At 72.6% G+C, this 23,289-nt stretch carries 23 protein-coding genes; 11 read left to right on the top strand and 12 right to left on the bottom strand.

The window, feature by feature from the left end:
• Positions 1 to 14: 14 nt before the first annotated feature.
• Complete coding sequence (locus ACL02O_RS12275; RefSeq protein ID WP_412818147.1) at positions 15 to 2,156, bottom strand: ATP-dependent DNA helicase; 2,142 nt, start codon at positions 2,154 to 2,156, stop codon at positions 15 to 17.
• A 126-nt stretch (positions 2,157 to 2,282) separates the two neighbouring features.
• Here ACL02O_RS12275 and ACL02O_RS12270 point away from each other — a divergent pair, with 126 nt between their 5' ends.
• Entirely contained in the window at positions 2,283 to 2,792 is a 510-nt protein-coding gene (locus ACL02O_RS12270) for a DUF402 domain-containing protein (protein ID WP_412818146.1), read from the top strand.
• Between the two features lie 7 nt (positions 2,793 to 2,799).
• On the opposite strand, the gene sigJ is transcribed toward ACL02O_RS12270, so the two are convergent.
• On the bottom strand, positions 2,800 to 3,756 hold the full coding sequence (gene sigJ, locus ACL02O_RS12265) for an RNA polymerase sigma factor SigJ (RefSeq protein ID WP_412818145.1): 957 nt from the start codon (positions 3,754 to 3,756) through the stop codon (positions 2,800 to 2,802).
• Between the two features lie 213 nt (positions 3,757 to 3,969).
• On the opposite strand from sigJ, the gene ACL02O_RS12260 reads away from it, so the two are divergent.
• From ACL02O_RS12260 to ACL02O_RS12250, 3 genes are all read left to right on the top strand, one after another.
• Positions 3,970 to 4,947 (top strand): PPK2 family polyphosphate kinase, encoded by a 978-nt coding sequence (locus ACL02O_RS12260; protein ID WP_412818144.1) that lies wholly within the window; start codon positions 3,970 to 3,972, stop codon positions 4,945 to 4,947.
• A gap of 131 nt (positions 4,948 to 5,078) precedes the next feature.
• Entirely contained in the window at positions 5,079 to 5,705 is a 627-nt protein-coding gene (locus ACL02O_RS12255; RefSeq protein WP_073837884.1) for a DUF47 domain-containing protein, read from the top strand.
• 4 nt (positions 5,706 to 5,709) lie between these two features.
• The gene (locus ACL02O_RS12250) at positions 5,710 to 6,714 is read left to right on the top strand and encodes an inorganic phosphate transporter (protein ID WP_412818143.1); all 1,005 of its coding nucleotides are present in this window, start codon (positions 5,710 to 5,712) and stop codon (positions 6,712 to 6,714) included.
• 70 nt (positions 6,715 to 6,784) lie between these two features.
• On the opposite strand, the gene ACL02O_RS12245 is transcribed toward ACL02O_RS12250, so the two are convergent.
• Positions 6,785 to 7,753, bottom strand: coding sequence for a Gfo/Idh/MocA family protein (locus ACL02O_RS12245; protein WP_412818142.1), 969 nt, complete (start codon positions 7,751 to 7,753; stop codon positions 6,785 to 6,787).
• 71 nt (positions 7,754 to 7,824) lie between these two features.
• Between ACL02O_RS12245 and ACL02O_RS12240 the strand changes: the two genes are divergently transcribed.
• Positions 7,825 to 8,652: an NUDIX hydrolase gene (locus ACL02O_RS12240; RefSeq protein WP_412818141.1), complete on the top strand. Its 828-nt coding sequence runs from the start codon at positions 7,825 to 7,827 to the stop codon at positions 8,650 to 8,652.
• Between the two features lie 122 nt (positions 8,653 to 8,774).
• Here ACL02O_RS12240 and ACL02O_RS12235 read toward each other — a convergent pair whose 3' ends face one another.
• Complete coding sequence (locus ACL02O_RS12235; RefSeq protein WP_412818140.1) at positions 8,775 to 9,731, bottom strand: helix-turn-helix transcriptional regulator; 957 nt, start codon at positions 9,729 to 9,731, stop codon at positions 8,775 to 8,777.
• A 63-nt stretch (positions 9,732 to 9,794) separates the two neighbouring features.
• On the opposite strand from ACL02O_RS12235, the gene ACL02O_RS12230 reads away from it, so the two are divergent.
• Positions 9,795 to 10,982: an epoxide hydrolase family protein gene (locus ACL02O_RS12230; RefSeq protein ID WP_412818139.1), complete on the top strand. Its 1,188-nt coding sequence runs from the start codon at positions 9,795 to 9,797 to the stop codon at positions 10,980 to 10,982.
• Between the two features lie 59 nt (positions 10,983 to 11,041).
• Here the strand turns inward: ACL02O_RS12230 and pstB are convergent, their stop codons facing one another.
• From pstB to ACL02O_RS12190, 8 genes are all read right to left on the bottom strand, one after another.
• Positions 11,042 to 11,818 (bottom strand): phosphate ABC transporter ATP-binding protein PstB, encoded by a 777-nt coding sequence (pstB, locus tag ACL02O_RS12225; RefSeq protein ID WP_412818176.1) that lies wholly within the window; start codon positions 11,816 to 11,818, stop codon positions 11,042 to 11,044.
• A gap of 20 nt (positions 11,819 to 11,838) precedes the next feature.
• Complete coding sequence (gene pstA / locus ACL02O_RS12220; RefSeq protein ID WP_412818138.1) at positions 11,839 to 12,927, bottom strand: phosphate ABC transporter permease PstA; 1,089 nt, start codon at positions 12,925 to 12,927, stop codon at positions 11,839 to 11,841.
• Complete coding sequence (pstC, locus tag ACL02O_RS12215) at positions 12,924 to 14,015, bottom strand: phosphate ABC transporter permease subunit PstC (protein WP_412818137.1); 1,092 nt, start codon at positions 14,013 to 14,015, stop codon at positions 12,924 to 12,926. The genes pstA and pstC overlap by 4 nt, the downstream gene beginning before the upstream one ends.
• 45 nt (positions 14,016 to 14,060) lie before the next feature.
• Positions 14,061 to 15,158: a phosphate ABC transporter substrate-binding protein PstS gene (pstS, locus tag ACL02O_RS12210; RefSeq protein ID WP_412818136.1), complete on the bottom strand. Its 1,098-nt coding sequence runs from the start codon at positions 15,156 to 15,158 to the stop codon at positions 14,061 to 14,063.
• Between the two features lie 304 nt (positions 15,159 to 15,462).
• Positions 15,463 to 16,473 (bottom strand): phosphate ABC transporter substrate-binding protein PstS, encoded by a 1,011-nt coding sequence (gene pstS / locus ACL02O_RS12205; protein WP_412818175.1) that lies wholly within the window; start codon positions 16,471 to 16,473, stop codon positions 15,463 to 15,465.
• A gap of 110 nt (positions 16,474 to 16,583) precedes the next feature.
• Positions 16,584 to 17,561: a mycothiol synthase gene (gene mshD, locus ACL02O_RS12200; RefSeq protein WP_412818135.1), complete on the bottom strand. Its 978-nt coding sequence runs from the start codon at positions 17,559 to 17,561 to the stop codon at positions 16,584 to 16,586.
• 66 nt (positions 17,562 to 17,627) lie between these two features.
• Entirely contained in the window at positions 17,628 to 18,476 is an 849-nt protein-coding gene (locus tag ACL02O_RS12195) for a polysaccharide deacetylase family protein (protein ID WP_412818134.1), read from the bottom strand.
• A gap of 179 nt (positions 18,477 to 18,655) precedes the next feature.
• Positions 18,656 to 19,369, bottom strand: coding sequence for a winged helix-turn-helix transcriptional regulator (locus tag ACL02O_RS12190; protein WP_412818133.1), 714 nt, complete (start codon positions 19,367 to 19,369; stop codon positions 18,656 to 18,658).
• Between the two features lie 252 nt (positions 19,370 to 19,621).
• Between ACL02O_RS12190 and ACL02O_RS12185 the strand changes: the two genes are divergently transcribed.
• From ACL02O_RS12185 to ACL02O_RS12165, 5 genes are all read left to right on the top strand, one after another.
• Positions 19,622 to 20,671 (top strand): hypothetical protein, encoded by a 1,050-nt coding sequence (locus ACL02O_RS12185; protein ID WP_412818132.1) that lies wholly within the window; start codon positions 19,622 to 19,624, stop codon positions 20,669 to 20,671.
• 147 nt (positions 20,672 to 20,818) lie between these two features.
• Positions 20,819 to 21,601 carry an LmeA family phospholipid-binding protein gene (locus ACL02O_RS12180; RefSeq protein ID WP_412818131.1) on the top strand — a complete coding sequence of 261 codons (783 nt, stop codon included), beginning with the start codon at positions 20,819 to 20,821 and terminating at the stop codon, positions 21,599 to 21,601.
• 121 nt (positions 21,602 to 21,722) lie between these two features.
• Complete coding sequence (locus ACL02O_RS12175; protein ID WP_311202345.1) at positions 21,723 to 21,800, top strand: Ms5788A family Cys-rich leader peptide; 78 nt, start codon at positions 21,723 to 21,725, stop codon at positions 21,798 to 21,800.
• 206 nt (positions 21,801 to 22,006) lie between these two features.
• Complete coding sequence (locus ACL02O_RS12170; protein ID WP_412818130.1) at positions 22,007 to 22,882, top strand: sulfurtransferase; 876 nt, start codon at positions 22,007 to 22,009, stop codon at positions 22,880 to 22,882.
• A 5-nt stretch (positions 22,883 to 22,887) separates the two neighbouring features.
• Positions 22,888 to 23,211, top strand: a complete 324-nt coding sequence (locus ACL02O_RS12165; protein WP_412818129.1) for a DUF1416 domain-containing protein — start codon at positions 22,888 to 22,890, stop codon at positions 23,209 to 23,211.
• Positions 23,212 to 23,289 lie beyond the last annotated feature (78 nt).

The following is a 23,289-nucleotide window of genomic DNA, read 5'->3' as shown; positions in this document are numbered from 1 at the left end:
GGAGGCGCGGCGGGTCAGCCCTTGCCGAGCCGTTCCAGGGCGCCGCGGGCCACGTCGGGGCGGGTGGTGTACCAGAACGGCGGCAGCGAGCGCCGCAGGAACGGGCCGTAGCCGCGCGCGGTCTCCAACCGGGAGTCCAGCACCGCCACGACGCCCCGGTCACCGGTGGCGCGGATCAACCGGCCGACGCCCTGGGCCAGCCGGACGGCCGCGATCGGCACGCTGACCGCGGCGAAGCCCGAGCCGCCGCCCGCGTCCACCGCCGCCGCCCGCGCCGCCGCGAGCGGCTCGTCCGGCCGGGGGAAGGGCAGCCGGTCGATCACCACGAGCTGGCAGGAGTCACCCGGCACATCCACCCCCTGCCAGAGCGACATCACCCCGAACAGGCAGCTCTCCCGCTCCTCCCGGAACCGGCGGACCAGCAACGGCAGCGCCTCCTCGCCCTGAAGCAGCACCGGCAGGTCGGTCCGTGCGCGGAGCAGCTCCGCGGCCTGCTGTGCGGCCCGCCGGGAGGAGAAGAGCCCGAGGGTACGCCCACCGAGCGCCCCGACCAGCGCGAGCAGCTCCTCGCCGGCCGCCTCGGGCAGCCCCGAGACGCTGGGCCGGGGCAGGTGCGCGGCGACGTACAGGATGCCCTGCCGGGCGTAGTCGAAGGGCGAGCCGACGTCGAGGGACCGCCAGCCCGGCCCTTCGGTGGCCGGGACGGTGCCGATCGCGGCCCGGCTGGCCTCGGTGCTCGCCACCGGCGCCGGGACGGTGGCGCGGCCGGCGGCGGCCGCGGTGGCCAGCGCGGCGGCGGCAGGGGAGGGCGGGGCGGGCGGCGGCGCCTCCAGTCCCAGCGCCCGGGCCACCGTGTCGAAGCGTCCGCCCAGGGCCAGGGTGGCCGAGGTGGCGACCACCGTGCGCTCGTCGTACAGATGGGTGGCGAGGGTGCCGGCGACCGAGAGCGGCGCGACCACCAGCGCCCGGCGGCTGCCGTTCTCCGGCTTCTCCACCCAGGCCACGTCGTGGTCGGCCTCCTCCAGCAGGCGCTGCGCGGTGGTGGAGAGCTCGTCCAGCACCGCCTTGGCCTGCTGCTTGCGGACCGGATCCGGGTCGTCCGCCTTGACCTCGCCGATCGCCTCCAGCGCGGCCCGGGTCGCCCCGTCGAGCAGGGTGCAGGCCTCGCGCAACGCGGGCGGCAGGCCGGCGGTGAGCCGCCCGGCCGGCGCCTCGGCCAGCCCCACGGCCAGGGCGTCGCCCGCCTCGGTGAGCCGTTCGGCGACCTCGGGCCGCAGCAGCGGCCGGGCCCGGCGCGTGGACCGGTCGATCAGCTCGGGAACCAGCTCGGCCTGCGCCGCCGAGGAGACCCGGTCGGCCAGCTCGTGCGCCTCGTCGACGATGAGCAGCTTGTGCGGCGGCACGATGTGCCGGCCGGCGAGCATGTCCACGGCGAGCAGGCTGTGGTTGGTGACCACGACGTCCGCCTCCCGGGCCCGGGCCCGGGACGCCTCCGCGAAGCACTCCTGCCCGAACGGGCACCGGGTCGCGCCCACGCACTCCCGGGCCGGCATGGAGACGCTCCGCCAGACCTGGTCGTCGACGCCCGGGTCCAGCTCGTCGCGGTCGCCGGTGGCGGTCTCCTCCGCCCAGTCACGGAGCCGCTGCATCTGCTTGCCCAGCCGACCGGCCTCGCCGAGCCACTTGGTGCCGCCACCGGGGCGGGGCGTGTCGAAGAGGGTGTCCTCCGGCTCCTCCTCGACGGAGCTGTCCAGCCGGGCCAGGCAGAGGTAGTGGTGCCGCCCCTTGAGCACCGCGAAGGTGGGGCGGCGGCCGAGCAGCGGCTCCACCGCGTCGGCCAGCCGGGGCAGGTCGTGGTCGACCAGCTGGGACTGCAGCGCCAGGGTGGCGGTGGAGACCACCACCGGACCGTCCACGGTCAGCGCCGGGGCCAGGTACGCCAGCGACTTGCCGGTGCCCGTGCCGGCCTGCACCAGCAGGTGCTCGCCGGAGGTGACGCTCCGCTCGATCGCCTCGGTCATCTGCTGCTGGCCCGGCCGGGCCGCGCCGCCGGGGACCGCGCCGACCGCGGCGGCCAGCAGTTCGTCGCCGCCGGGTCGGGCGCCCCGACGCTTCTTTCCGACTGCGGGACCGGTGGCGGTGCGGGGCGGGGTCACCGTGCGACCGTACCCGCCGGTGCCGACACCGGCCGCGTGGCACGGGGTGTGGCGCGCCACCGCGCAAGTCGCGTCCGGTTACCTGCCGATCGCGTCGCGTGGCCGGAATCGGTTAGGGTGCCAGTCATGCCGAGCGACGTGGTCCGCGTGATCTACCGCAAGTACGACGGCAGCGCCCACCGCGACTACCCGGCCCGCCGGCTCGCCGAGGACGACCTCGGCGTGTGGCTCGGCATACCGGCCGGCACCGAGTCGGTCTACCACGGCCGGCCGTCGGTCGAGCAGATCCCGTTCGTCCTGCTGGTGCCCCGGCACGGCTGGTGGACCGGCATGTTCAACCCGCCGCCCCGGACCAGCGAGGTCTACTGCGACATCACCACCCCGGCCCGATGGGAGGCGGGCGGGGACACCGTCCACCTGGTCGACCTCGACCTGGACGTGGTGCGCCGCCGGGAGACCGGCCTGGTCGAGCTGCGTGACGAGGACGAGTTCGCCGAGCACCGGGCGCGGTGGAGCTACCCCGACGACCTGGTCAGGGAGGCCGAGGCAGCGGCCGGCTGGCTCTTCGGCGCGCTCGGCGACGGCACCGAGCCGTTCGCCACCTCGTACCGGAAGTGGCTGGCGCTGGTGGTGTGAGCCGCCCTCAGCCGCGCGGCGGCCAGCCGGCGTCCGTCCCGAACCCGGTCAGGTGTGCCACCTTGTCGGGGTTGAGCTGATTGAAGATGCCGGTGATCCGGCCGTCGTGCACGGCGAACGAGGTGACGATGCGCAGCGGCCGCCCGTCCCGGTACACCGTCTCCGCCTGCCAACCGAGCGCGCCGTCGACCAGCACGGGCCGGACCAGGAGCCGGCCGCCCCACCGGGCGGCCTGACCGAAGAGGCCGAGAACGAAGCGGCCGACCGCGTGCGGGCCGACCACCGGGCGGCGGGCCGACGGGAAGTGCCCGCCGCTGTCGCCGATCAGCACCACGTCCGGGGCGAGCACCCGTACCAGCAGGTCCAGCTCCCCGGAGTCCACGGCCGCGACGAAGGCGGCCAGCACGCGCTGCTGCTCGGCCAGGTCGGCGGTGTGCCGAGGCACGTCCGGCGCGGTGACCGCGCGGCGGCCCCGCGAGGCGAGCTGACGGGCGGCGGCGGGCGTGGTGCCGAGCACATCGGCGATCGTGGCGAACGGCACCGCGAAGACGTCGTGCAGGACGAACGCCACCCGCTGCTCCGGGGTCAGCCGCTCCAGCACCACCAGCAGCGCGGTGCCGAGCTGGTCGGCCCGGATCGCCCGCTCGGCGGGGTCGGGGGCGTACCCGTCCGCCGTGGGCACGTCGCTCACCACCGGTTCCGGCAGCCACTGGCCGGGGTACGCCTCCCGGCGCACCCGGGCGGAGCGGAGCACGTCGAGGCAGATCCGTGAGCAGGTGGTGGTGAGCCAGGCCCGGAGCTGCTGCACCTGGGCGCGGGCGGCCGGGTCGGCGAGCGCGCCCGCGTACCGCAGCCAGGTCTCCTGGACCGCGTCCTCGGCCTCGCTCCGGCTGCCCAGCATCCGGTACGCGACGGTCAGCAGGTGCCCGCGCTCCGCCTCGAACTCCGTCACCAGATCGCTCACGACCCCGCTCCCTCCCCGAACCCGGATTCTCCCCTCCCACTGGACGTCCCGCCGCCCCCGAACGTGACACCCACCCCACCCGAGATCCGCACCGATTCACGGAAATGGTGGCCTCCTGAGTCGTCAAGGCCACTATTTCCGTGAATCAGGCAGCCCGGGTGTGCGTGGGATCGTGGGGAGGCGGGGGTTGGCGGGGTGGGTGAGGATCGGGGGATGAGTGGACTCGACGAGGTGGTACGGCCCGAGTGCGGGTCGATGCGGAAGCTGCTGCGGGTGGCCCCGGACGCGGTGGACCTGGCGGCGGTCGACCCCCGGTCGACCCCGGGCCTGCCGGCGGCGGCCGGTGCCGGCAAGGAGCGCAAGGGGTGGGCGCGGAAGCAGGTCGAGCTGCTCGGCGCGGAGCTCGGCCGGCAGCAGGAGATGCTCTACTCCGCGGCGACGGGGGCCGCCGGACCGGAGGCGCCGGCCAGCGCACCCAGCCAGGCCGACGCCCACCTCAACGGCGGCCGGCCGCGCCGGGTGCTGCTGGTGCTCCAGGCGATGGACTGCGGCGGCAAGGACGGCACGATCAAACGGGTGGCCGGCGCGATGAACCCGCTCGGGCTGCACATCCGCTCGTTCGGCCCACCCACGGAGGAGGAACTGCGGCACGACTTCCTGTGGCGGATCCGGCGGGCCCTGCCGCCACCCGGGTACGTGGGCATCTTCAACCGCTCGCACTACGAGGACGTGCTGGTCGCCCGGGTGGAGTCGCTGGTCGACGAGGCCACCTGGCGGGCCCGGTACGACCTGATCAACGACTTCGAGCGGGAGTTGACCGGGAGTTCGGTCACCCTGGTGAAGGTGATGCTGCACATCTCGTACGCCGAGCAGGGCGAGCGGCTGATGGAGCGGCTCACCGACCCGACGAAGTACTGGAAGTACAACCCCAGCGACCTGGACTCCCGGGCCCGCTGGGACGACTACCAGGCCGCGTACGCCGACGCCCTCGCCCGGTGCGGCACGGACGCCGCGCCGTGGTTCGTGGTGCCGGCCGACCGGAAGTGGTACCGGGACTGGGCAGTGGCCCACCTGCTCGGGGAGACGTTCGACGCCCTTGATCTGGGGTATCCGCCAGCCGATTTCGACGTCGAGCGGGAGCGCCAGCGGTTGCGGGGCGAAGACGAGCGGGTCAAGGTGAACGGCGGGTGAACGAGCGGTGAATCGGGCCTGACCAGGGGTGGGCCGGCGGATGCCCGGTTCGGTGGGGTACCTAGCATGCCCAGAGCACACGCCCTTCGGGGCGCCGGCCACCCTTCCACCGACACGACGAGGTCCGTGCTGTGAAGTTTTCCTTCCGCCCCACCGAGGGCGCCTTCTACGAGCTCTTCACCAGGGCCGCGCAGAACCTGGTGCGGGGTACCGAGCTCCTCAACGAGCTGGCGCTGCCCGGCGTCGACGTGCAGTCGGTCAGCGAGCGGCTGACCGAGGTCGAGCACGACAGCGACCAGATCACCCACGAGCTGTTCAAGAAGATCAACTCTACCTTCATCACCCCGTTCGACCGGGAGGACATCTACCGTCTGGGCTCGCTGCTCGACGACGTGATGGACCACCTGGAGGCGGTCGGCAACCTGCTCTACCTGTACGGGCTGACCAAGCTCCCGGCGCTGCCGCGCGAGCTGCACGAGCTGGTGAACGTCCTCGACCAGCAGGCCAAGCTCACCGCCGACGCCATGCCGCAGCTGCGGTCGATGAAGAACCTCGAGGACTACTGGATCGAGTGCAACCGCCTCGAGAACGACGGTGACCAGGCGTACCGGATGCTGCTGGTCCGGCTCTTCTCGGGCGAGTACGACGCGCTGACCGTGCTGAAGATGAAGGAGGTGGCCGACGAGCTGGAGGCCGCCTGCGACGCCTTCGAGCACGTGGCCAACACCGTCGAGACCATCGCGGTCAAGGAGTCCTGATCCCGTGAGTCCCGAACTCATCGCCGTGCTGGCGGTGATCGCGGTCGCGCTGGCGTTCGACTACACGAACGGTTTCCACGACGCGGCCAACGCAATCGCCACCAGCGTCTCCACCCGGGCGCTGACACCCCGGCTGGCCCTGGTCATGGCGGCGGTCGGCAACTTCATCGGCGCCCACTTCGGGGAAAACGTCGCGAAGACCGTCGGTAGCGGGCTCGTCAGCCTGCCGGCCGAGACGTCGAGCCTGAGCATCGTCTTCGCCGGCGTGCTGGGCGCGATCGCCTGGAACCTGGTCACCTGGTACTACGGCCTGCCGTCCTCCTCCTCGCACGCCCTCATCGGCGGCCTGGTCGGCGCCACCCTCGCCGCCTCCGGCACCGTCCTCTGGGGCGGCCTCGGCAAGAGCGTGATCATCCCGATGGTCCTCTCGCCGCTGGTCGGCGTCGTGCTCGGCTACATCGTGATGCTCGCCGTGCAATGGATCTTCCGAAAGGGGCAGCCGGGCAAGCTCAACCGGGGCTTCCGCTGGGCGCAGACCGCCTCGGCCGCCGCCATGTCGGTGGGGCACGGCATGCAGGATGCCGCCAAGACCATCGGCATCGTGGTACTCGCCCTCTACGTCGGCGGTTACCAGAGCGACGCGAAGACCATCCCCGAGTGGGCGTTCTGGACCTCGGCCGCCGTGCTGGCCGCCGGCACGTACGCCGGTGGTTGGCGGATCATCCGGACCCTGGGTCGAAAGATCATCGACCTCAAGCCGCCGGAGGGCTTCGCGGCGGAGACGGTCGCCAGCTCGGTGCTGTACTTCAACGCGCTGGTGCTCGGCGCACCGATCTCGACCACGCACACGATCACCTCGGCGATCATGGGGGTGGGCGCCACCAAGCGGTTCTCCGCGGTGCGGTGGGGCGTGGCCGGCAATATCGTCGGCGCCTGGATCCTGACCTTCCCGGCCGCCGGCGCGATCGGCGCCCTGATGTACCTGCTGGTGCGCCCGCTGTTCAGCTGAGCGGCGGACGCGCCCCGGGTGGGCCGGAGTCGAGGAGAAGGAGCCCCGTGCGGTACGGGGCTCCTTCTCTTTACGGGTACTCCACCCCGATCCGGGCGCGGATGTCGTCCAGCAGCGCCATCACCTCCAGGGTGGCCGCGTGTGGCACCAGCGGGCTCTCGATCAGCCCGGCGGCCAGGCAGCGCTGCACCTCGATCGCCTCGTACTGGTACCCGCCACCGGTCGGGTCCGCCGGGATCGTCTCCGGCTCGGCGCCGAGCCGGTGCAGCACCGCCGCGCCCGGCCGGTAGAACGGCTCCGGCAGGTCGATCCGGCCGGTGGTGCCGGTGATCGCCGCCGTGATCGCGGTGGCGCCGGTCATCCCGCAGCTCAGCGTGGCCACGGCACCGGAGTCCCAGCCGAACACCAGGCCGGTGTTCTCGTCCACGCCCTCGGGGCTCAGCCGCGCCCAGGCCCGTACGTGCTGCGGCACGCCGAGCAGCAGGTGGGCCAGGCTGATCGGGTAGACGCCCAGGTCGAGCAGCGCCCCGCCGCCCAGCGTCCGGGCCCGCATCCGGTGCTCGGGCGGGAACGGCCCGGCCGCCCCGAAGTCCGCGCGTACGTGGGTCACCTCGCCGATCGCGCCGTCCCGGACCAGCTCCAGCACGCGGAGGATCAGCGGGTTGGTCCGCATCCACATGGCCTCCATCAGGAAGAGGCCCCGGCCGCGGGCGGTCTCGACCAGTTCGGTGGTGGTGGCCAGGTCGAGGGTGCACGGCTTCTCCACCAGCACCGCCTTGTCGCCGGCCAGGCAGGTCATGGTCGCCTCGTGGTGCGCGGCGTGCGGGGTGGCCACGTAGATGACGTCGACGTCCGGGTCCGCGGCCAGCTTCGCCCAGGAGGCGTACGCCCGGGGCGCGTCGTGCCGGGCGGCGAAGAGTTCGGCGCTCTCCCGGGTCCGCGAGCCGACCGCGACCAGTTCGGCTCCCGGCACGAGCCGCAGATCCTCGGCGAAACGGCCGGCGATGTGTCCGGTGGCCAGGATTCCCCAACGCGTCATGTCCGGCACGGTATCCCGTACCGACCGGCCGCCGGGCGGATGATCCACCCGTCGGGATCTAGGCTTCGGGCATGACGAACGACGGCTTCGCCGCACCCCCCGCCCTGGTGGAGCACGCCCGCCGGTTCCGAGCCGAGGGCGGCGTCCCGGCCGTGCCCCGGGTCGCGGCCACCGTGCTGCTGCTCCGCCCGTCCGGCGCGGGCTTCGAGGTGTACCTGATCCGCCGGGTCGCCGCGATGGCCTTCGGCGGGATGTACGCCTTCCCCGGCGGCGGGGTGGACCGCTCCGACTCGCAGACCCACCTGGACTGGGCGGGCCCGGAGCCGGCCGCCTGGGGCGAGCGCCTCGGCCTCGCCCCGGACGCCGCCCAGGCGGTGGTCTGCGCCGCCGCGCGGGAGGTCTTCGAGGAGGCCGGCGTGCTGCTGGCCGGCCCGGACACGGCGACCGTGGTGGGCGACGTGAGCGGGGACGACTGGGAGATCGCCCGGCAGGACCTGGAGGCCCGCCGGACCGGCTTCGCCGACCTGCTGGCCGGCCGGCGGCTCACCCTCCGCTCCGACCTGCTGCTGCCCTGGAGCCGTTGGATCACCCCCGAGTTCGAGCCGCGCCGCTTCGACACGTACTTCTTCGTGGCCCTGCTGCCGGAGGGGCAGCGGACCCGGGACGTTTCCGGCGAGGCCGACCACACCCTGTGGATCCGCCCGGCGGACGCCCTGGCCCGGGCGGAGGCCGGCGAGCTGACCATGCTCCCGCCCACGATGGTCACCCTGGCCCAGGTCGCCGCCGCCGGCGACCTCGCGGGGGTGGCGGCCGAGGCGGCGACCCGCGACGCCGCCACTCCGGTCACCCCACGCCTGGAGGTCACCGGCGACGGCGAGGCCCGCTTCCACCTGCGCTGACCGGCGCGCGGCGCAGTCGCCGCCGGTCCCGCGCCTCGCGGCGGTACGCGGTGCCCGGTCCCCGTGATGCCGCGACCTGCGGCATCACGAGTGTCATGGTCGGTGCCGAGGTCGGGGGCGGCTCAGCCGGCGGCGCGCAGGTAGCGGGTGGCGAGGGTGCGCAGCACCTCGGCCAGCTCGGGCGGGTCCTCGACGGTGAAGTCGAGGCCGAGCAGGCCCACCCAGACCGCGATGGTCTCCAGGCGGTCGGCGCCGGTGTGCAGCAGGCAGCTCTGCCCGTCGAGCGGCTCGACGGTGCCGACCGCGGGGTTGATCCGTTCGGCCACCACCTCGGCCGGCGCGTGCACCCGGACCCGGGCGCGATACCGCCAGGCGGCCGAGGAGACCCCGCGCCGGACCCGGTCCACCAGGTCCTCGGGCAGCTCCCGGGGTGCGAAGCGGGGGCCGGCCGGGGTACGTGGGGTGATCCGGTCCACCCGGAAGGTCCGCCAGTCGTCCCGCTGCGGGTCGAACGCCACCAGGTACCAGCGGCGGCCCCAGCTCACCAGCCGGTACGGCTCGACGTCCCGGCGGTCCGCCGTACCGTCGTGCCGGACGTAGTCGAAGCGCAGCCGTTCCCGGTCCCGGCAGGCCGCGCTGAGCACGCTGAGCGTCTCCGCGTCCACGGTCGGGCCGGGCTCATCGTGCGGCACCCGGACGGTGTGGGCGTGCAGCGCGGTGACCCGGCGGCGCAGCCGGTGCGGGAGCACCTGCTCCAGCTTGGCCAGGGCGCGCAGGGAGGTCTCCTCGATGCCGGCGATGCTGCCGCCGGTGGCGTTCCGCAGCCCGACCGCCACCGCCACCGCCTCCTCGTCGTCGAGGAGCAGCGGCGGCAGGGCGGCGCCCGCGCCGAGCCGGTAACCGCCGACCGCGCCCCGGGTGCCGTGCACCGGATAACCGAGGGCGCGCAGCCGCTCCACGTCGTTGCGCACGGTCCGGGTGCTCACCGCCAGGCGCTCGGCCAGTTCGGTGCCGGTCCACTCACGCGGGGTCTGCAACAGCGACAGCAGGCGCAGCAGCCGCGCCGAGGTCTCCAACATTCCTCGGATTCTGCCCTGCCTTTAGGAACGAACTGTTCCTAATCGATCTCTACCGTCGACGGCATGGCAGACAACACCGCGATCGTCCCGTTCCGTATCGACGTCCCGCAGGCCGAGCTGGACGACCTCGCCGACCGGCTGGCCCGGACCCGCTGGGCCGAGGAACTGCCCGCCGACCCGGCCGCAGCTCCGGCCGGCCCGGTCCCGCCCGGCTGGGAGTACGGCGTCCCGGTCGGCTACGTGCGGCGGCTCGCCGAGCGCTGGCGCACCACGTACGACTGGCGGGCCTGGGAGGCGAAGCTCAACGCGTACCCGCAGTTCACCACCGAGATCGACGGGCAGAACGTGCACTTCCTGCACGTCCGCTCGCCCGAGCCGGACGCCACCCCGCTGATCCTCACCCACGGCTGGCCGACCACCGTGGTCGAGTGGCTGGACGTGATCGGCCCGCTCACCGATCCGCGCGCCCACGGCGGTGACCCGGCGGACGCCTTCCACCTGGTCATCCCGTCGGTGCCCGGGTACGGCTTCTCCGGACCGACCCGGGAGCGCGGCTGGAACCGGTTCCGGGTGGCCCGCGCCTGGGCCGAGCTGATGCGCCGCCTCGGCTACGACCGGTACGGCGCGGCCGGCAACGATCTCGGCGCGTTCGTCGCCCCGGAGGTGGGCCGGGCCGACCCGGAGCACGTGCTCGGCGTGCACGTCAGCCAGGTCTTCTCGCTGCCGTCCGGGGACACCGACGAGCTGGCGGCCCTGACCGAGGAGGAGCGGGGCAAGGTGGCGTTCGCCGACTGGTTCGTGCAGCGGCGGGGCGCGTACGACAAGTTGCACTCGACCGAGCCGCAGAACCTGGCGCACGCGCTCGCCGACTCGCCGGTGGGCCTGCTGGGTTGGCTGGCCCAGCTGATGGGGGAGCAACTCGATGCCGAGTACGTGCTCACCAACACGACGATCTACTGGCTGACCAACACCGCCGCCTCCGCGGCCCGGTACTACTACGAGGACGCCGAGGCGGTGCCGCCGACGCAGAAGGTCAACGGCCGGGGCGCGGAACCACTGGAGCCGACCACCGTGCCGTTGGGGCTGGCCAACTTCGCCTGGGACTTCCAGTCGATCCGGACGCTCGCCGAGCGGGACCACAAGAACATCGTCTCCTGGCGTACGTACGACCGGGGCGGCCACTTCGCCGCCCACGACGCGCCCGACCTGCTGGTGGCGGATCTGCGGGAGTTCTTCGCGAAGGTCCGGTGAGACGCGCAGGGGCGTCGGTCAGGTCGACCGACGCCCCTCGCGGACCGGGAACCAGCGGCTCAGCCGAAGCGGCCGGTGATGTAGTCCTCGGTCTTCTTCTGGCTCGGGTTGCTGAAGATCTTCTGGGTGTTGTCGTACTCGATCAGGCGGCCCGGGTCGCCGGTCTTCTCGATGGAGAAGAAGGCGGTCCGGTCCGACACCCGGGCGGCCTGCTGCATGTTGTGGGTGACGATGATGATGGTGAACTTGTCCTTGAGCTGGAACATCAGGTCCTCGATGGCCAGCGTGGAGATCGGGTCCAGCGCCGAGCAGGGCTCGTCCATCAGCACCACCTGCGGCTCGACCGCGATCGTCCGGGCGATGCAGAGCCGCTGCTGCTGACCGCCGGAGAGGCCGGCGCCCGGCTTGCCCAGCCGGTCCTTCACCTCGTCCCAGAGGTTCGCCGAGCGGAGCGCCTTCTCGGCCGCCTCCTCCAGGATCGACTTCTTCCGGACGCCGTTCAGCTTGAGGCCGGCCACCACGTTGTCGAAGATCGACATGGTGGGGAACGGGTTGGGGCGCTGGAAGACCATCCCGATCGTGCGGCGGACCGCGGTGACGTCCACGTCCCGGTCGTAGATGTTCTGCTCGTCGATCGTCAGGGTGCCCTCGACCCGGGCCCCCGGCAGCACCTCGTGCATCCGGTTGATGGACCGGAGGAAGGTTGACTTGCCGCAGCCGGAAGGGCCGATCAGGGCGGTGACCGTCTTGGGCTCGACGGTCAGGCTGATGTTCTCGATCGCCTTGAACGCGCCGTAGTAGGCGGTGACATTCCGGGCTTCGATGCGCTTGGCCATGGTGGCGGTACCTCCGGTGATCATCGGCTCAGCCGGTTGCGGCGGGCGAGCAGCTTCGCCGCGATCGTCAGGATCAGGACGAGAGCGACCAGGGTGAGCGCGGCCGTCCAGGCGCGCGCCGGCGAGTACTTGGACGCGTCGCCAGCCTGCTGGTAGACGAAGAGCGCCAGCGAGGACTGGTTGTTCTCGAACGGGTTGAAGTTGATGGCGGCGGTGCCACCGGCGACCAGCAGCACCGGGGCGGTCTCGCCGGCGGCACGGGCGATGGCGAGCATCACACCGGTGACGATGCCCGGCAGCGCCGTGGGCAAAACGACCCGGAGGATGGTCTTCCACTTCGGGACGCCCAGGGCGTAGGAGCCTTCCCGCAGCGGTGCCGGGACCAGCCGGAGCATCTCCTCGGTGGAGCGGACCACCAGCGGCAGCATCAGCACGCTCAGCGCCAGGGCGGCGGCGAAGCCGGAGTAGCCCGGCTGGCCGGTCGCGGTCAGGTGCGGCGAGACGATCAGCACCCAGAAGGCCAGGACGAACAGGCCGGCGACGATGGACGGGATACCGGTCATGACGTCCACGAAGAACCGGATCGCGAAGGCGAACCGGCCCCGGCCGTACTCCACGATGTAGATGGCGCAGAGGATGCCGAGCGGCACCGTGATCAGTGCGGCGATGCCGGCCTGCTCCAGCGTCCCGACGATGGCGTGGTAGGCGCCGCCGTTGGCGTCGCGGGGGCCGATGTTGTTCATCGAGGTGTTGAAGAAGTTCGCGTCGAACCGCTCGGCGCCCTTGCTGAGCAGCGTCCACACCACCGAGATCAGCGGCAGCGCGGCGAGCACGAACGCGGCGTGCACCAGGGAGGTCCAGGTGCGGTTGCGGGCCTGCCGCCGGCCCTCGACGGCCGTGCTGGCGGCGTAGACGCCGGCGAGGTAGAGCAGCATGCCGAGGACGACGACCAGGACGGTGCCGCCGATCCCGGTGCCGTACACGACGGCCGCGGCCACGGCGAGCGCGCCGGCGGCGATGCCGAGCACGGCGACCAGCGGAAGCCGCCGGGCGCGCAGCGAAGCCGGCTGCGTCGGCGGTCGGGTGCGGTGCGAGGTGACGGTGCTCATGCGGCGGACTCCGTGAACTCCCGGCGGCGGTAGATGATCGCCCGCGCGGTCATGTTGACGATCAGGGTGATGACGAACAGCACCAGCCCGGATGCGATAAGGGCGCCCCGGCCGGTCGCGTCGGCCTCGCCGAACTTCACCGCGATGTTCGCGGCGATCGAGTTGCCGCCGTTCTCCAGGACGTTGAAGGAGATGTTGTAGAGGAAGCTCAGGGTCAGCGCCAGGGCGATGGTCTCGCCCAGCGCGCGGCCCAGGCCGAGCATGACGGCGCCGATGACGCCGGGCCGGCCGTACGGCAGCACGGCGGTGCGGATCATCTCCCACCGGGTGGCGCCGAGGGCCAGGGCGGCCTCCTCGTTGGCGGTCGGCGTCTGGAGGAAGACCTCACGCGACAGCGAGGTGACGATCGGCAGCACCATGATCGCCAGCACCAGCGAACCGAGCAGGACCGAGCGGCCGAAGGGGCCCTCCCCGCCGAAGATCGGGATCCAGCCGAAGTACTTGTTCAGCCAGAGCGACAGGTCGGTGACCGGGCCGACGAAGTAGTCCCGCCCCCACAGGCCGAACACCACGCTGGGTACCGCGGCCAGCAGGTCGATCAGGAAGCCGAGGGAGGTGCCCAGCCGGCGCGGCGCGTAGTGGGTCAGGAAGAGTGCGATGCCCAGCGCCACCGGTACGGCCACCAGCAGCGCGATCGCCGAGGACAGCACCGTGCCGAAGGCCAGCGCTCCGATGCCGAACTTCGGCTCGGCGCCGTTGGGGTACCAGCCCTCGAAGGTGAAGAAGTTGACGGTGTTCGCGCGGAGCGCGGGCACGGCCTTGGTGATCAGGAAGATCGCGATGGCCACGATGATGACCAGCACCATCGAGCCAGCAGCCATGGTCAGCAGGCGGAAGACGGTCTCCGCCCCGAACTTCTGCCGACGGGGCAGGGCCCCGCCGCCGCCGACGCTGCCGTGCGGGGCCCGGCTGTTCGACGTCGCTGGGGAATCGGCCGGAAGCGCCGAACCGGCGGATCGGGCGTGACTGGTGGTCACGCGCGACCCGCCGGTGGTGGCGTCGGCCGAGCGGGGTGGGAATTCGCCCATCTGCTCGCTCGCTCCGTTACGAAGGGGTTAGGTGTCTCGCTGGGGTCAGGACATCTTGCTGATGGCGTCGGCCACCTTGGTGCGGACCGAGTCCGGCAGCGGGGCGTAGCCCAGCTCGGTCAGCGCCTGCTGGCCCTCGGTGCTGGAGGTGTACTCCAGGAAGCCCTTGACGGCCTTGAGCTTGTCGGCGGGCAGGCCCTTGTCGCAGACGATCTCGTAGGTCACCAGGATCAGCGGGTAGGCGCCCGCCTCCTTGGTGCTGTAGTCGATCGACAGGGCGAGGTCGTCGCCCTGGCCGACGACCTTGGCGCCGGCGACAGCCTTGCCGGCGTTCTCCGCGGTCAGCTCGGCGAACTCACCGTTGCCGTTCTGGATCTTGGCGACACCCACGCCGGCGTTGTCGGCGAACGACCACTCGGTGTAGGTGATGGAGCCCGGGGTGCTCTTGACGAAGTTGGTGACGCCGTCCGAGCCCTTCTGGCCGGTGCCGCCCGGCGCCTTCCACTCCTTGGCCTTGCCGAAGGTCCAGTCGGCCTCGGCGGTCTTGGAGAGGAAGTTGGTGAAGTTGTCGGTGGTGCCGGAGGAGTCGTTCCGGTGCACGGTGGCGATGGCGGTCGACGGCAGCTTGGCGTCGGCGTTGTCGGCCTTGATCTCCGGGTCGTCCCACTTGGTGATCTTGCCAGCGAAGATCTTCGCGATGGTGGTCGGCTTGAGCTGCAGGCCGTCTACACCCGGCAGGTTGTAGGCGACCGCGATCGGGCCGGTCACCATCGGCAGGTCGATGGCCTGGCCGCCGGTGCAGCGGGCGTCGGCCTTCGGCTTCTCCTCCGGCTTGAGGGCGGAGTCCGAGCCGGCGAAGTCAGCGGTACCGGCGATGAACGCCTCGATGCCCGCACCGGAGCCCGTGGGCTCGTAGTTGATGGTCAGGCCCGAGCACTTCTGCTGGTACGCCTTGATCCACTCGCCCATCGCGTTCTTCTGAGCGGACGAGCCCTGGGCGTTGATGGTGCCGGTGGCGCAGTCGGCGGCCGAGCCGGACGCCGACGGGGTGCCGGAGTCGTTGTTGTCCGAGCCACATGCGCTGAGGCCGAGCACCGCGGAAAGAGCGAGGCAGGCAATGGCGCCGTGCCGCTGGAGCTTCACCTGAGGGTTTCCCTTCACGTCTTTGGTTCAGGTCGCCCGGGTCGTGCCGGGTGCCGGCATCGACCGGCTGAGGTGAAAGCTAGAAGTGCCAGGTAGCCGGTTCGCCGGTCGCAAATGAACACGAGGTGAACAGGCTCGTGCTGATGGGCTACTGCAGGTTGAGAGTGTGTTGTCCATTACATGAACTGGCGGGCAGGTATCCGCATTATCCCTCTTTATCGGGCGGAGCGTGACCTGCCCGGAACCGCCCCGTGACGGTCCCGTGATGTGGCCTCGCGCCGTTTCCCGGCCCGCGCCGCCATATTCAGGAGATGCGTTCCACCGCCGTTCGCACCTGTTGGCGGAGCGGTTCGGGAAGTGGCGTGTAGCCCCGCTCGACCAGCCCGCGCTGGCCGGCCTCGCTGGATGTCCAGCTGAGGAACGCCCGGACCAGCGGGGCCTTGTCCGCGGCCAGGCCACGGTCGCAGACCGCCTCGTAGGTCACCAGGGCCAGCGGGTACGCGCCGGGCTGTCGGCTGGTCCGATCGATGGGCAGGCGCAGGTCCGGGCCCGGCGTCCCGAGACTCTCTCCGGCAGCGTCGCCGGACGGCGGCACGAACTCGCCGGCGGCGTTGCGCACGGCCGCCACCGGCAGGTCGGTCCCGCGCAGGTAGGACAGCTCGAGATACCCGATGGCGCCGGCGGTCCGCTGCACCGTCTCCAGCACCCGTCTCGACCCGGCCACGCCCAACCCGTCCGGCGCCGCCCAGGTCCGGTCCGATCCGTACGGCCACCGCCCGCCGGCCACCTCGGTCAGGTACGCGGTGAACGCCTTCGTGGTGCCCGAGGAGTCCGTCCGATGCACCGTCCGGATCGGCGTCGGCGGTAGCGCCACCCCCGGGTTCTCCGCCCGGATCGCCGGGTCGTCCCAGCGTCGGACGGTCCGGGTGAAGATCGCGGCCACCGTCTCGGGGGTCAGCCGCAACCGCGGTGCGCCTGGCAGGTGGTAGGCCAGCGTGACCGGTCCCGCCACCATCGGCAGGACGAGGGGTGGACGGCCGGAGCACTGGGGCCGAGCCTGTTCCAGCTCCTCGGGCGACAACGGCGAGTCGGCGCCGGCGAGGTTGACGGACCCGCCGATGAACGCACTGATGCCCGCCCCGGAACCGGAGGGCTCGTAGTTGACGGTGCTGCCCGGACACGCCTCCTGGAACCGTTCAATCCAGAACATCATCGCGTTCGCCTGGGCCGACGACCCCCGCGCGTTGAGCGTTCCCCTGCCGCACGGCAGGCCCGGGGCCGGCCCTTCCCTCGGTTCGGTGGTGCAGCCGAGCACGGCCAGCAGCACGCCGGCCAACAGCAGGAGCGCGGCCCGCCGCGCCGGCCGGCGGGATCGCCGCGGAGCCGGAGGTCCGGCCGTGGTTGCCTGCCGGACGGCGCGCATGTTCAGCCGAGGTGGTAGTTGACGTGGGCGGACCAGCGGGCGAAACCGAGCCGCTCGTAGAGCGCCACCGCCGGCGTGTTGGACTCGTCGACGTAGAGCATCACCCGGTCCAGCCCGCGGCGGTCCCGCAGGTACGCCAGCCCGGCGGTGGTGAGCACCCGGCCCAGCCCACCGCGGTGCGCGGCCGGGTCCACCCCGAGCACGTAGACCTCGCCGATCCGGGCCGATCCGGGCCGCTCGTGCACCTTTGTCCAGTGGAAGCCGAGCAGCCGGCCGCTCGCGGAGTCCACCGCGAGCAGGAAGCCGGCCGGGTCGAACCAGGGCTCGGCGAGACGTACCCGCAGGTCGGCGAGGGTCCATCGGCCCTGCTCCGGGTGCTGAGCGAAGGCGGCGTTGTTGACCGCGAGCCACGCCTCGTCGTCCTCGCCGGGTCGGAAGGCGCGCAGCTCCACGCCCTCGGGCGGGACCGGCCCGCCGAGCGCGGCGGTCAGCGGCCGGCGCAGCTGCCAGAGCACCCGGGCCCGGGCGAAGCCCAGGTCGACCGCGAGCGCGGCGGCTGACGGGTGGTCGCCGTGCGCCCAGGCGCGCACCGGCCCGGAGGCCGCGGCCAGCACGCCGCGGGCCAGCGCCCGCCCGGTGCCCCGCCACCGGTATGCCGGGTGCACCACCAGCTCCACCCCGATCCCGGCCGCAGGGTCGGTGGTGTCGAGGTGGGCGTACCCGGTGAGGGTGTTGTCGGTGGCCCGGGCGGTGAGGTGCACGGCCGGCGCCTCCGGATCCCGCAACCGCAGCAGCACGTGCTCGTCGAGCGGGTCGGCGCCGTCGGTGTCCCCGGCGGTACGGGCCAGCGCCAGCACCTCGGCCACCTCGACCGGCGCCAGCCGGTCGGCGCGGGCCACCCGGTCGGCGGTACGACCCCGGCCCGGCGCGTCTGCCGCCGCGCCGGGACCCGGCGCCGTCGTCGGCTCACTGCTGCTCATCCCGTCACCGTATCGGCCGGCCGGCCGGCGATCATGCCGGATGTGGGGAGGGTTCGGTGGCAGTGGTCACGTGGTGCCGACCGGCAGCGCCTCCAGCTGGTAATGATCCAGCAGTTCGGGCAGGAGGTGTCGTAACGCCTCGACGGTCCCCGAACGGTCGCCGCCGGCGTCGTGCATCAGCACGATCGAGCCCGGTCCGACCTGGGTCAGGACAGCGTTGATGATCTTGTCGGCCCCCGGCGCCTTCCAGTCCGACGGGTCGACCGCCCAGTGCAGCGGGGTCATGTCCAGTTCCTTGCAGGTCGACGCCACCGGGCGGGTCCAGGCCCCGCCGGGCTGCCGGAAGTACGCGATGCGCGCGTCCGGCGCCGCCGCCCGGATCGCGTCGCTGGTGCGGAGCAGGTCGGCCCGGATCGCGTCCGGCGACCTCTCGCCCAGGTCGATGTCGTGGTTCCAGGAGTGGTTGCAGAGGGTGTGGCCGTCGGCCACGATCGCCTCGATCAGGCCCGGGTAGCTCTGGGCGTTCTGCCCGACCACGCAGAAGGTGGCCTTGACGCCGTACTCCTTGAGCAGGGCGAGGACCTGCGGCGTGTACTGCGGGTCCGGTCCGTCGTCGAAGGTGAGTGCGACCCGCGACGACCCGGTGGAGATCCAGCTGCCGTACGGGCCCTCGCCGTCGGCGGCGGCCGGCGGCGGGCCGCTCTCCGAGGGGCCGGGGCTGTCCGGCGGCGTTCCGGGGAAGTCCTGGCTGGGCGGTTGGTCGGCGTAGTGCGGCATGTTCACGGTGGCCGTCATCCCGGTGCTGCGCTGCGGCTGTTCGGGGACCAGACTGCGCCCGAGCGCGTACGCCGAGCCGAGCAGCGCCGCGATCACCAGGGTCACCATGCCGGCCGCGCGCAGGGTCTGCCGCGACATCAGTGGGCCTGCCCGTTCGGATCGGGGCGTGCAGCCGTCATCGCCCCCGTGGTCACCGCACGCACCGTCGTCCCCCTCTGCCCCGGACCAATCCGGCAGTCAGAATAGGTCCGACTATCAGGGCAAAAAGGGCAATCGGGAAACGGTTCCCCGAAGAGGGGGATGGGCGCGGGCCGCGGTCAGACCGGCAGCGGGGCGGGCTCCGACTCCGGCAGCGAGCGGGACGGCGGCACGACGAACTTGTAGCCGACCTGGCGCACGGTGCCGATCATCGACTCGTACTCCGAGCCGAGCTTGGCCCGCAGCCGCCGGACGTGCACGTCCACCGTGCGGGTGCCGCCGAAGTAGTCGTAACCCCAGACCTCGCGCAGCAGCTGGTCCCGGGTGAACACCCGGCCCGGGTGCTGGGCCAGGAACTTCAGCAGCTCGAACTCCTTGTAGGTGAGGTCGAGCGGACGCCCCTTGAGCTTGGCCGCGTAGGTGTCCGGGTCGATGGTGAGCTCACCGGCCCGGATCGAGCCGCCGGCGCCGGCCGTCGCGTTGCTCAGTCGGCCGACCGCGAGCCGCAGCCGGGCCTCCACCTCGGCCGGCCCCGCCCCGGCCAGGACCACGTCGTCCACGCCCCAGTCCGCGTTCAGCGCGATCAGGCCGGCCTCGGTGACCACCGCGACCAGCGGCACGCCGAGCCCGGTGGCGTGCAGCATCCGGCAGGTCGCGCGGGCCTCGCTCAGTTCGGAGCGGGCGTCCACCAGTACGGCGTCCGGGCTTGGGCCGGAGACCAGCGTGCGCACGTCGCGCGGCGCGGTGCGGACCGAGTGCGGCAGCAGGTCGAGTGCCGGCAGCACCGCCGATGGCTCACCTGCGCGCGCGGTCACCAGCAGCAGGATCTCCACACGATCACCTCCGTCCCGGCGGCTCCTCGGCCGCGCGCGACCAGCGACACTCCTGGTACGGGTGGCGCTGAGAATTTGCGTGGGTCCCGGCGTCGCTGACGGGCGGGTAACGGCTTGAGCGTAACCGATCGCCCGGCCTTCACCTCCGTGCCCTTTCCTGTTTGTCTGATCTGCCCCTGATCGCGGCTCAGGTTTTAACGTTGCCGAAACCGTGACCTCCGCCCGGGCGGCCCGGTCTGGCACCATCGGGGCGTGTATCCCTCGACCTCGCCCGACACAGGCCGTGACCCGTGGGCCGACGACCCGCGTCCGGGTCCGGCCGGCCCCTCCCGTGGCTACCCGCCGGGTCCGCGTACTGGTCCGGCCGACGACGGCGGGGGCCGCCCGGAGCGGAAGGGCCCGCGCCGGCTCCGCAAGGGTGGCCCGGGCCGGCGGCCGGACGACGAGACCGACGAGGCGCCCGAGGAGGAGGTGCCGCCGGTCCCGGTACGCCGCCCGCTGGCCCTGACCGTCGCCGGCTTCGCCGCGCTGCTCGGCGTCGGCCTGGTGCTCGGCGCGCAGACCGCCGGCCCCGGGCACCGGCTGCCGTTCGCGTTCATCATCTTCGGCGTCCAACTGCTCTTCGTGCTGGCCTGGACGATGGCCATGCGGCCGCCCGCGCTGCTGGTGGTGGCGCTGGTCAGCGCCGGGGTGGCCGGCATCGCCGACGCCGCGGCGGTGCAGTCCGAGATCGCCGGGCTGGCCCCGCTCGGGTACGCCGCGGCGGCCGGTTTCGTGCTCGGGGTGCTCGGCCAGCTCATCCGCCGGGTGGACCGGGTCCGGGTGACCGACTCGCTCGGCAGCACCCTGCTGATCGTGGTCGGGGTGGTCGCATTCGCCACGCTGATCGTGCTGAGCCGGATCCCGAAGGGTACCCAGGCGATCACGGTGTGCCTCACCGCCACCGGCGTGGCCCTGCTGGTGGCCCGGCTGACCGACGCGGTGGCGCCCTGGCCCCGGCTCGCCCCGCAGGTGCCCCGGGGTGCCGCCGGCGTGGTCGTCGGGGCCATGCTCGGCACGCTGACCAGCGCGGTGCTCGGCAGCTACCTGGTCGGCTTCACCCCGACCAGCGCCGCCCTGGTCGGCCTGGTCACCGCGGCCACCGCCGTGCTGGCCGACCTCGCCGTCGGGTACGCCGAGGCGGGCCGGCTGATGGCCGGCGAGCCGCCGACCATGTGGGTCGCCCGGCACATGCAGGGCCCGCTGGGCGGCTTCGCGCTCGCCGCGCCGGCCGCGTACGCCATGTGCGTGCTGTTCCTCTGAGCGCGGTTGGGGAATCGGCGCCCCGGGTAAGTACCGTTGCGCCGCCGGGCGGCGACCCGGGCCTCAGGGCCCGACCGCCGGGCGGCGACCCGACCGTGAGCATCGTGCGCCCGCGCGGCGGCGACCGGCAGGAGGACAGGAGGCGGCGTGGCAGAGGCCCCGGCGTACGAGGAGCGGCCCCGGCGGCGTGGCCGCAGGGTGCTGACCGGCTTCGTGGTTCTGCTGCTGGTCCTGGCCGGGCTGCTGGTCGTGGCCGACCGGCTGGCGGCCGGGGCGGCCGAGCGGGCCATCGCCGACCAGGTGAAGCAGGAGGTCGCCAAGCAGGACGCGCAGTCCGCCCCACCCAAGGTGGACGTCGGCGGCTTCCCGTTCCTGACCCAGGTGCTGGCCGGGAGGTACCAGCACATCTCGATCGTGCTGACCGACGTGAAGGGCGAGGTGCGGGGCGACGCGGTCGACGTGCCCCGGCTGGACGTGGACGCCCGCAACGTGAAGGCCTCGCTGGACACGCTCCGGACCCGGCAGGGGGACGTGACCGCGGAGACCGTCGACGGGCGCGGCACCGTCACCTACGACAGCCTGGCCAAGCTGCTCGACCGGCCCGGCCTGAAGCTGGGCGAGCAGAACGGCAGGCTGGCGGTCACCGCGCCGGTGGACATCCTGGGCGCCAAGCTCACCGTCCACGGCACCGCCGACGTCACGGTCGCGAACGGCAAGGTGGCGCTGCGCTTCAACGACCTGACCGCCGAGGGTCTGCCCAACCTGCCGCTGGCCCGGACGCTGCTGGCCAACTACGCCAAGGGCATCTCGATCGACGTGCCGCTGCCGAAGCTGCCGTTCCAGCTCAACGTCCGAAAGGTGGAACCGAAGCCGGAGGGGCTCGTGATCACCGCGGACGCCAAGAACGTGCCGATCAACTCGGTCGGCTGACGTCATCCCTGCTCACGGCCCGGCCGTCGGCCGGGCCGTCGGTTCTTGCGGGCCGACCGGGTGTCCCGGATGCTGGTCGGGTCGGTGGCTCCGGCCGGAGCTGCTGGTAGTGTCCCTCCCCATGGGGACGCTCCTCACCAAACGGCGCGCGGTCGACCTGTGCCGCGTGGCCACCTGCCTGTGTCGCCCCGTCATCTGACGGCGGGGCTGTCCTCGGCCGCCTAGGCGGCAACCGGCACGCAGGGTCCGCGTACCCTCCGGTGTTCCCCCTGATCGCCCGGCAGCGGCGCCGTCGCACGTACCCGTGATCCGTTCCTCACTCTGGGTCCCGCGCGTGGTGCGACAATCATAGTCTTCGATCTCCGCGCGCAGGCTCACCATCCATCCTCAACAGGGAGTGATCTGATGAGTCGCGACACCGCACTCGTCTCGGCCGAGTGGGCCGAGAAGAACATCGACGCCCCGGGCGTCGTCTTCGTCGAGGTCGACGAGGACACCTCGGCCTACGACGGCGGCCACATCGCCGGAGCGATCAAGCTCGACTGGCGGACCGACCTGCAGGACCCGGTGCGCCGGGACTTTGTCAACAAGGCCCAGTTCGAGGCGCTGCTCTCCGGGCGGGGCATCGCCAACGACGACACCGTGATCCTCTACGGCGGCAACAACAACTGGTTCGCCGCGTACGCGTACTGGTACTTCAAGCTCTACGGGCACGGCGACGTCAAGCTGCTCGACGGCGGCCGCAAGAAGTGGGAACTGGACGCCCGCCCGCTGGTCACCGACAAGGTCGAGCGCCCGGCCACGCAGTACGTCGCGCAGCAGCCGGACACCTCGATCCGCGCCTTCCGCGACGAGGTGGTCGCCGCGATCGGCACGAAGAACCTGGTCGACGTGCGCAGCCCCGACGAGTACGCGGGCCGGCTGCTCGCCCCCGCCCACCTGCCGCAGGAGCAGGCCCAGCGGGCCGGCCACGTGCCGACCGCGATCAGCGTCCCGTGGTCGAAGGCGGCCAACGAGGACGGCACCTTCAAGTCCGACGACGAGCTGCGCAGGATCTACGCCGACGCCGGGCTGGACGACAGCCGGGAGACCATCGCGTACTGCCGGATCGGCGAGCGCTCCTCGCACACCTGGTTCGTCCTCCAGGAGCTGCTCGGCCACCGGAACGTGAAGAACTACGACGGATCCTGGACCGAGTACGGCTCGCTGGTCGGCGTGCCGGTGGCGCTCGGCGACACTCCCGGCGAAGCCGGGTCCAACAGCTCTGTCGGGGAGGCCTGATCAGCATGACTGCTCCTACCGCCGCCGGTTGCGCCGCTCCCGACCAGGCCGCCCCGCTGCCGGCCAGCCTGGACCTGGAGAAGGAAACCGTGATCACCGGCCTGGTCCGGGCCGAGTCCGGTGAGGCCGTCCCGGGCGCGTACGTCCGGCTGCTCGACTCCACCGGCGAGTTCACCGCCGAGGTGGTGACCTCCCCGGCCGGCCAGTTCCGGTTCTTCGCCGCCCCGGGTGACTGGACCCTGCGGGCGCTCTCCCGGCACGGCAACGGCGACACCGCCGTCACCGCGGCCCGCGGGATCAACGAGGTGACCGTCACGGTCGCCGCCTGACCCACGCTCTGATCCGTGGCCCGCCACCCACCCGGGTGGCGGGCCACGCCCCTCCCCACCGCCCCCGCCGCGTGCTGA

The sequence above is a fragment of the Micromonospora mangrovicola genome (assembly GCF_047200535.1).
Lineage (GTDB): Bacteria > Actinomycetota > Actinomycetes > Mycobacteriales > Micromonosporaceae > Micromonospora.
The sequence above is the reverse complement of the archived record's forward strand: the minus strand, read 5'-3'. Positions and strand labels throughout refer to the sequence as shown.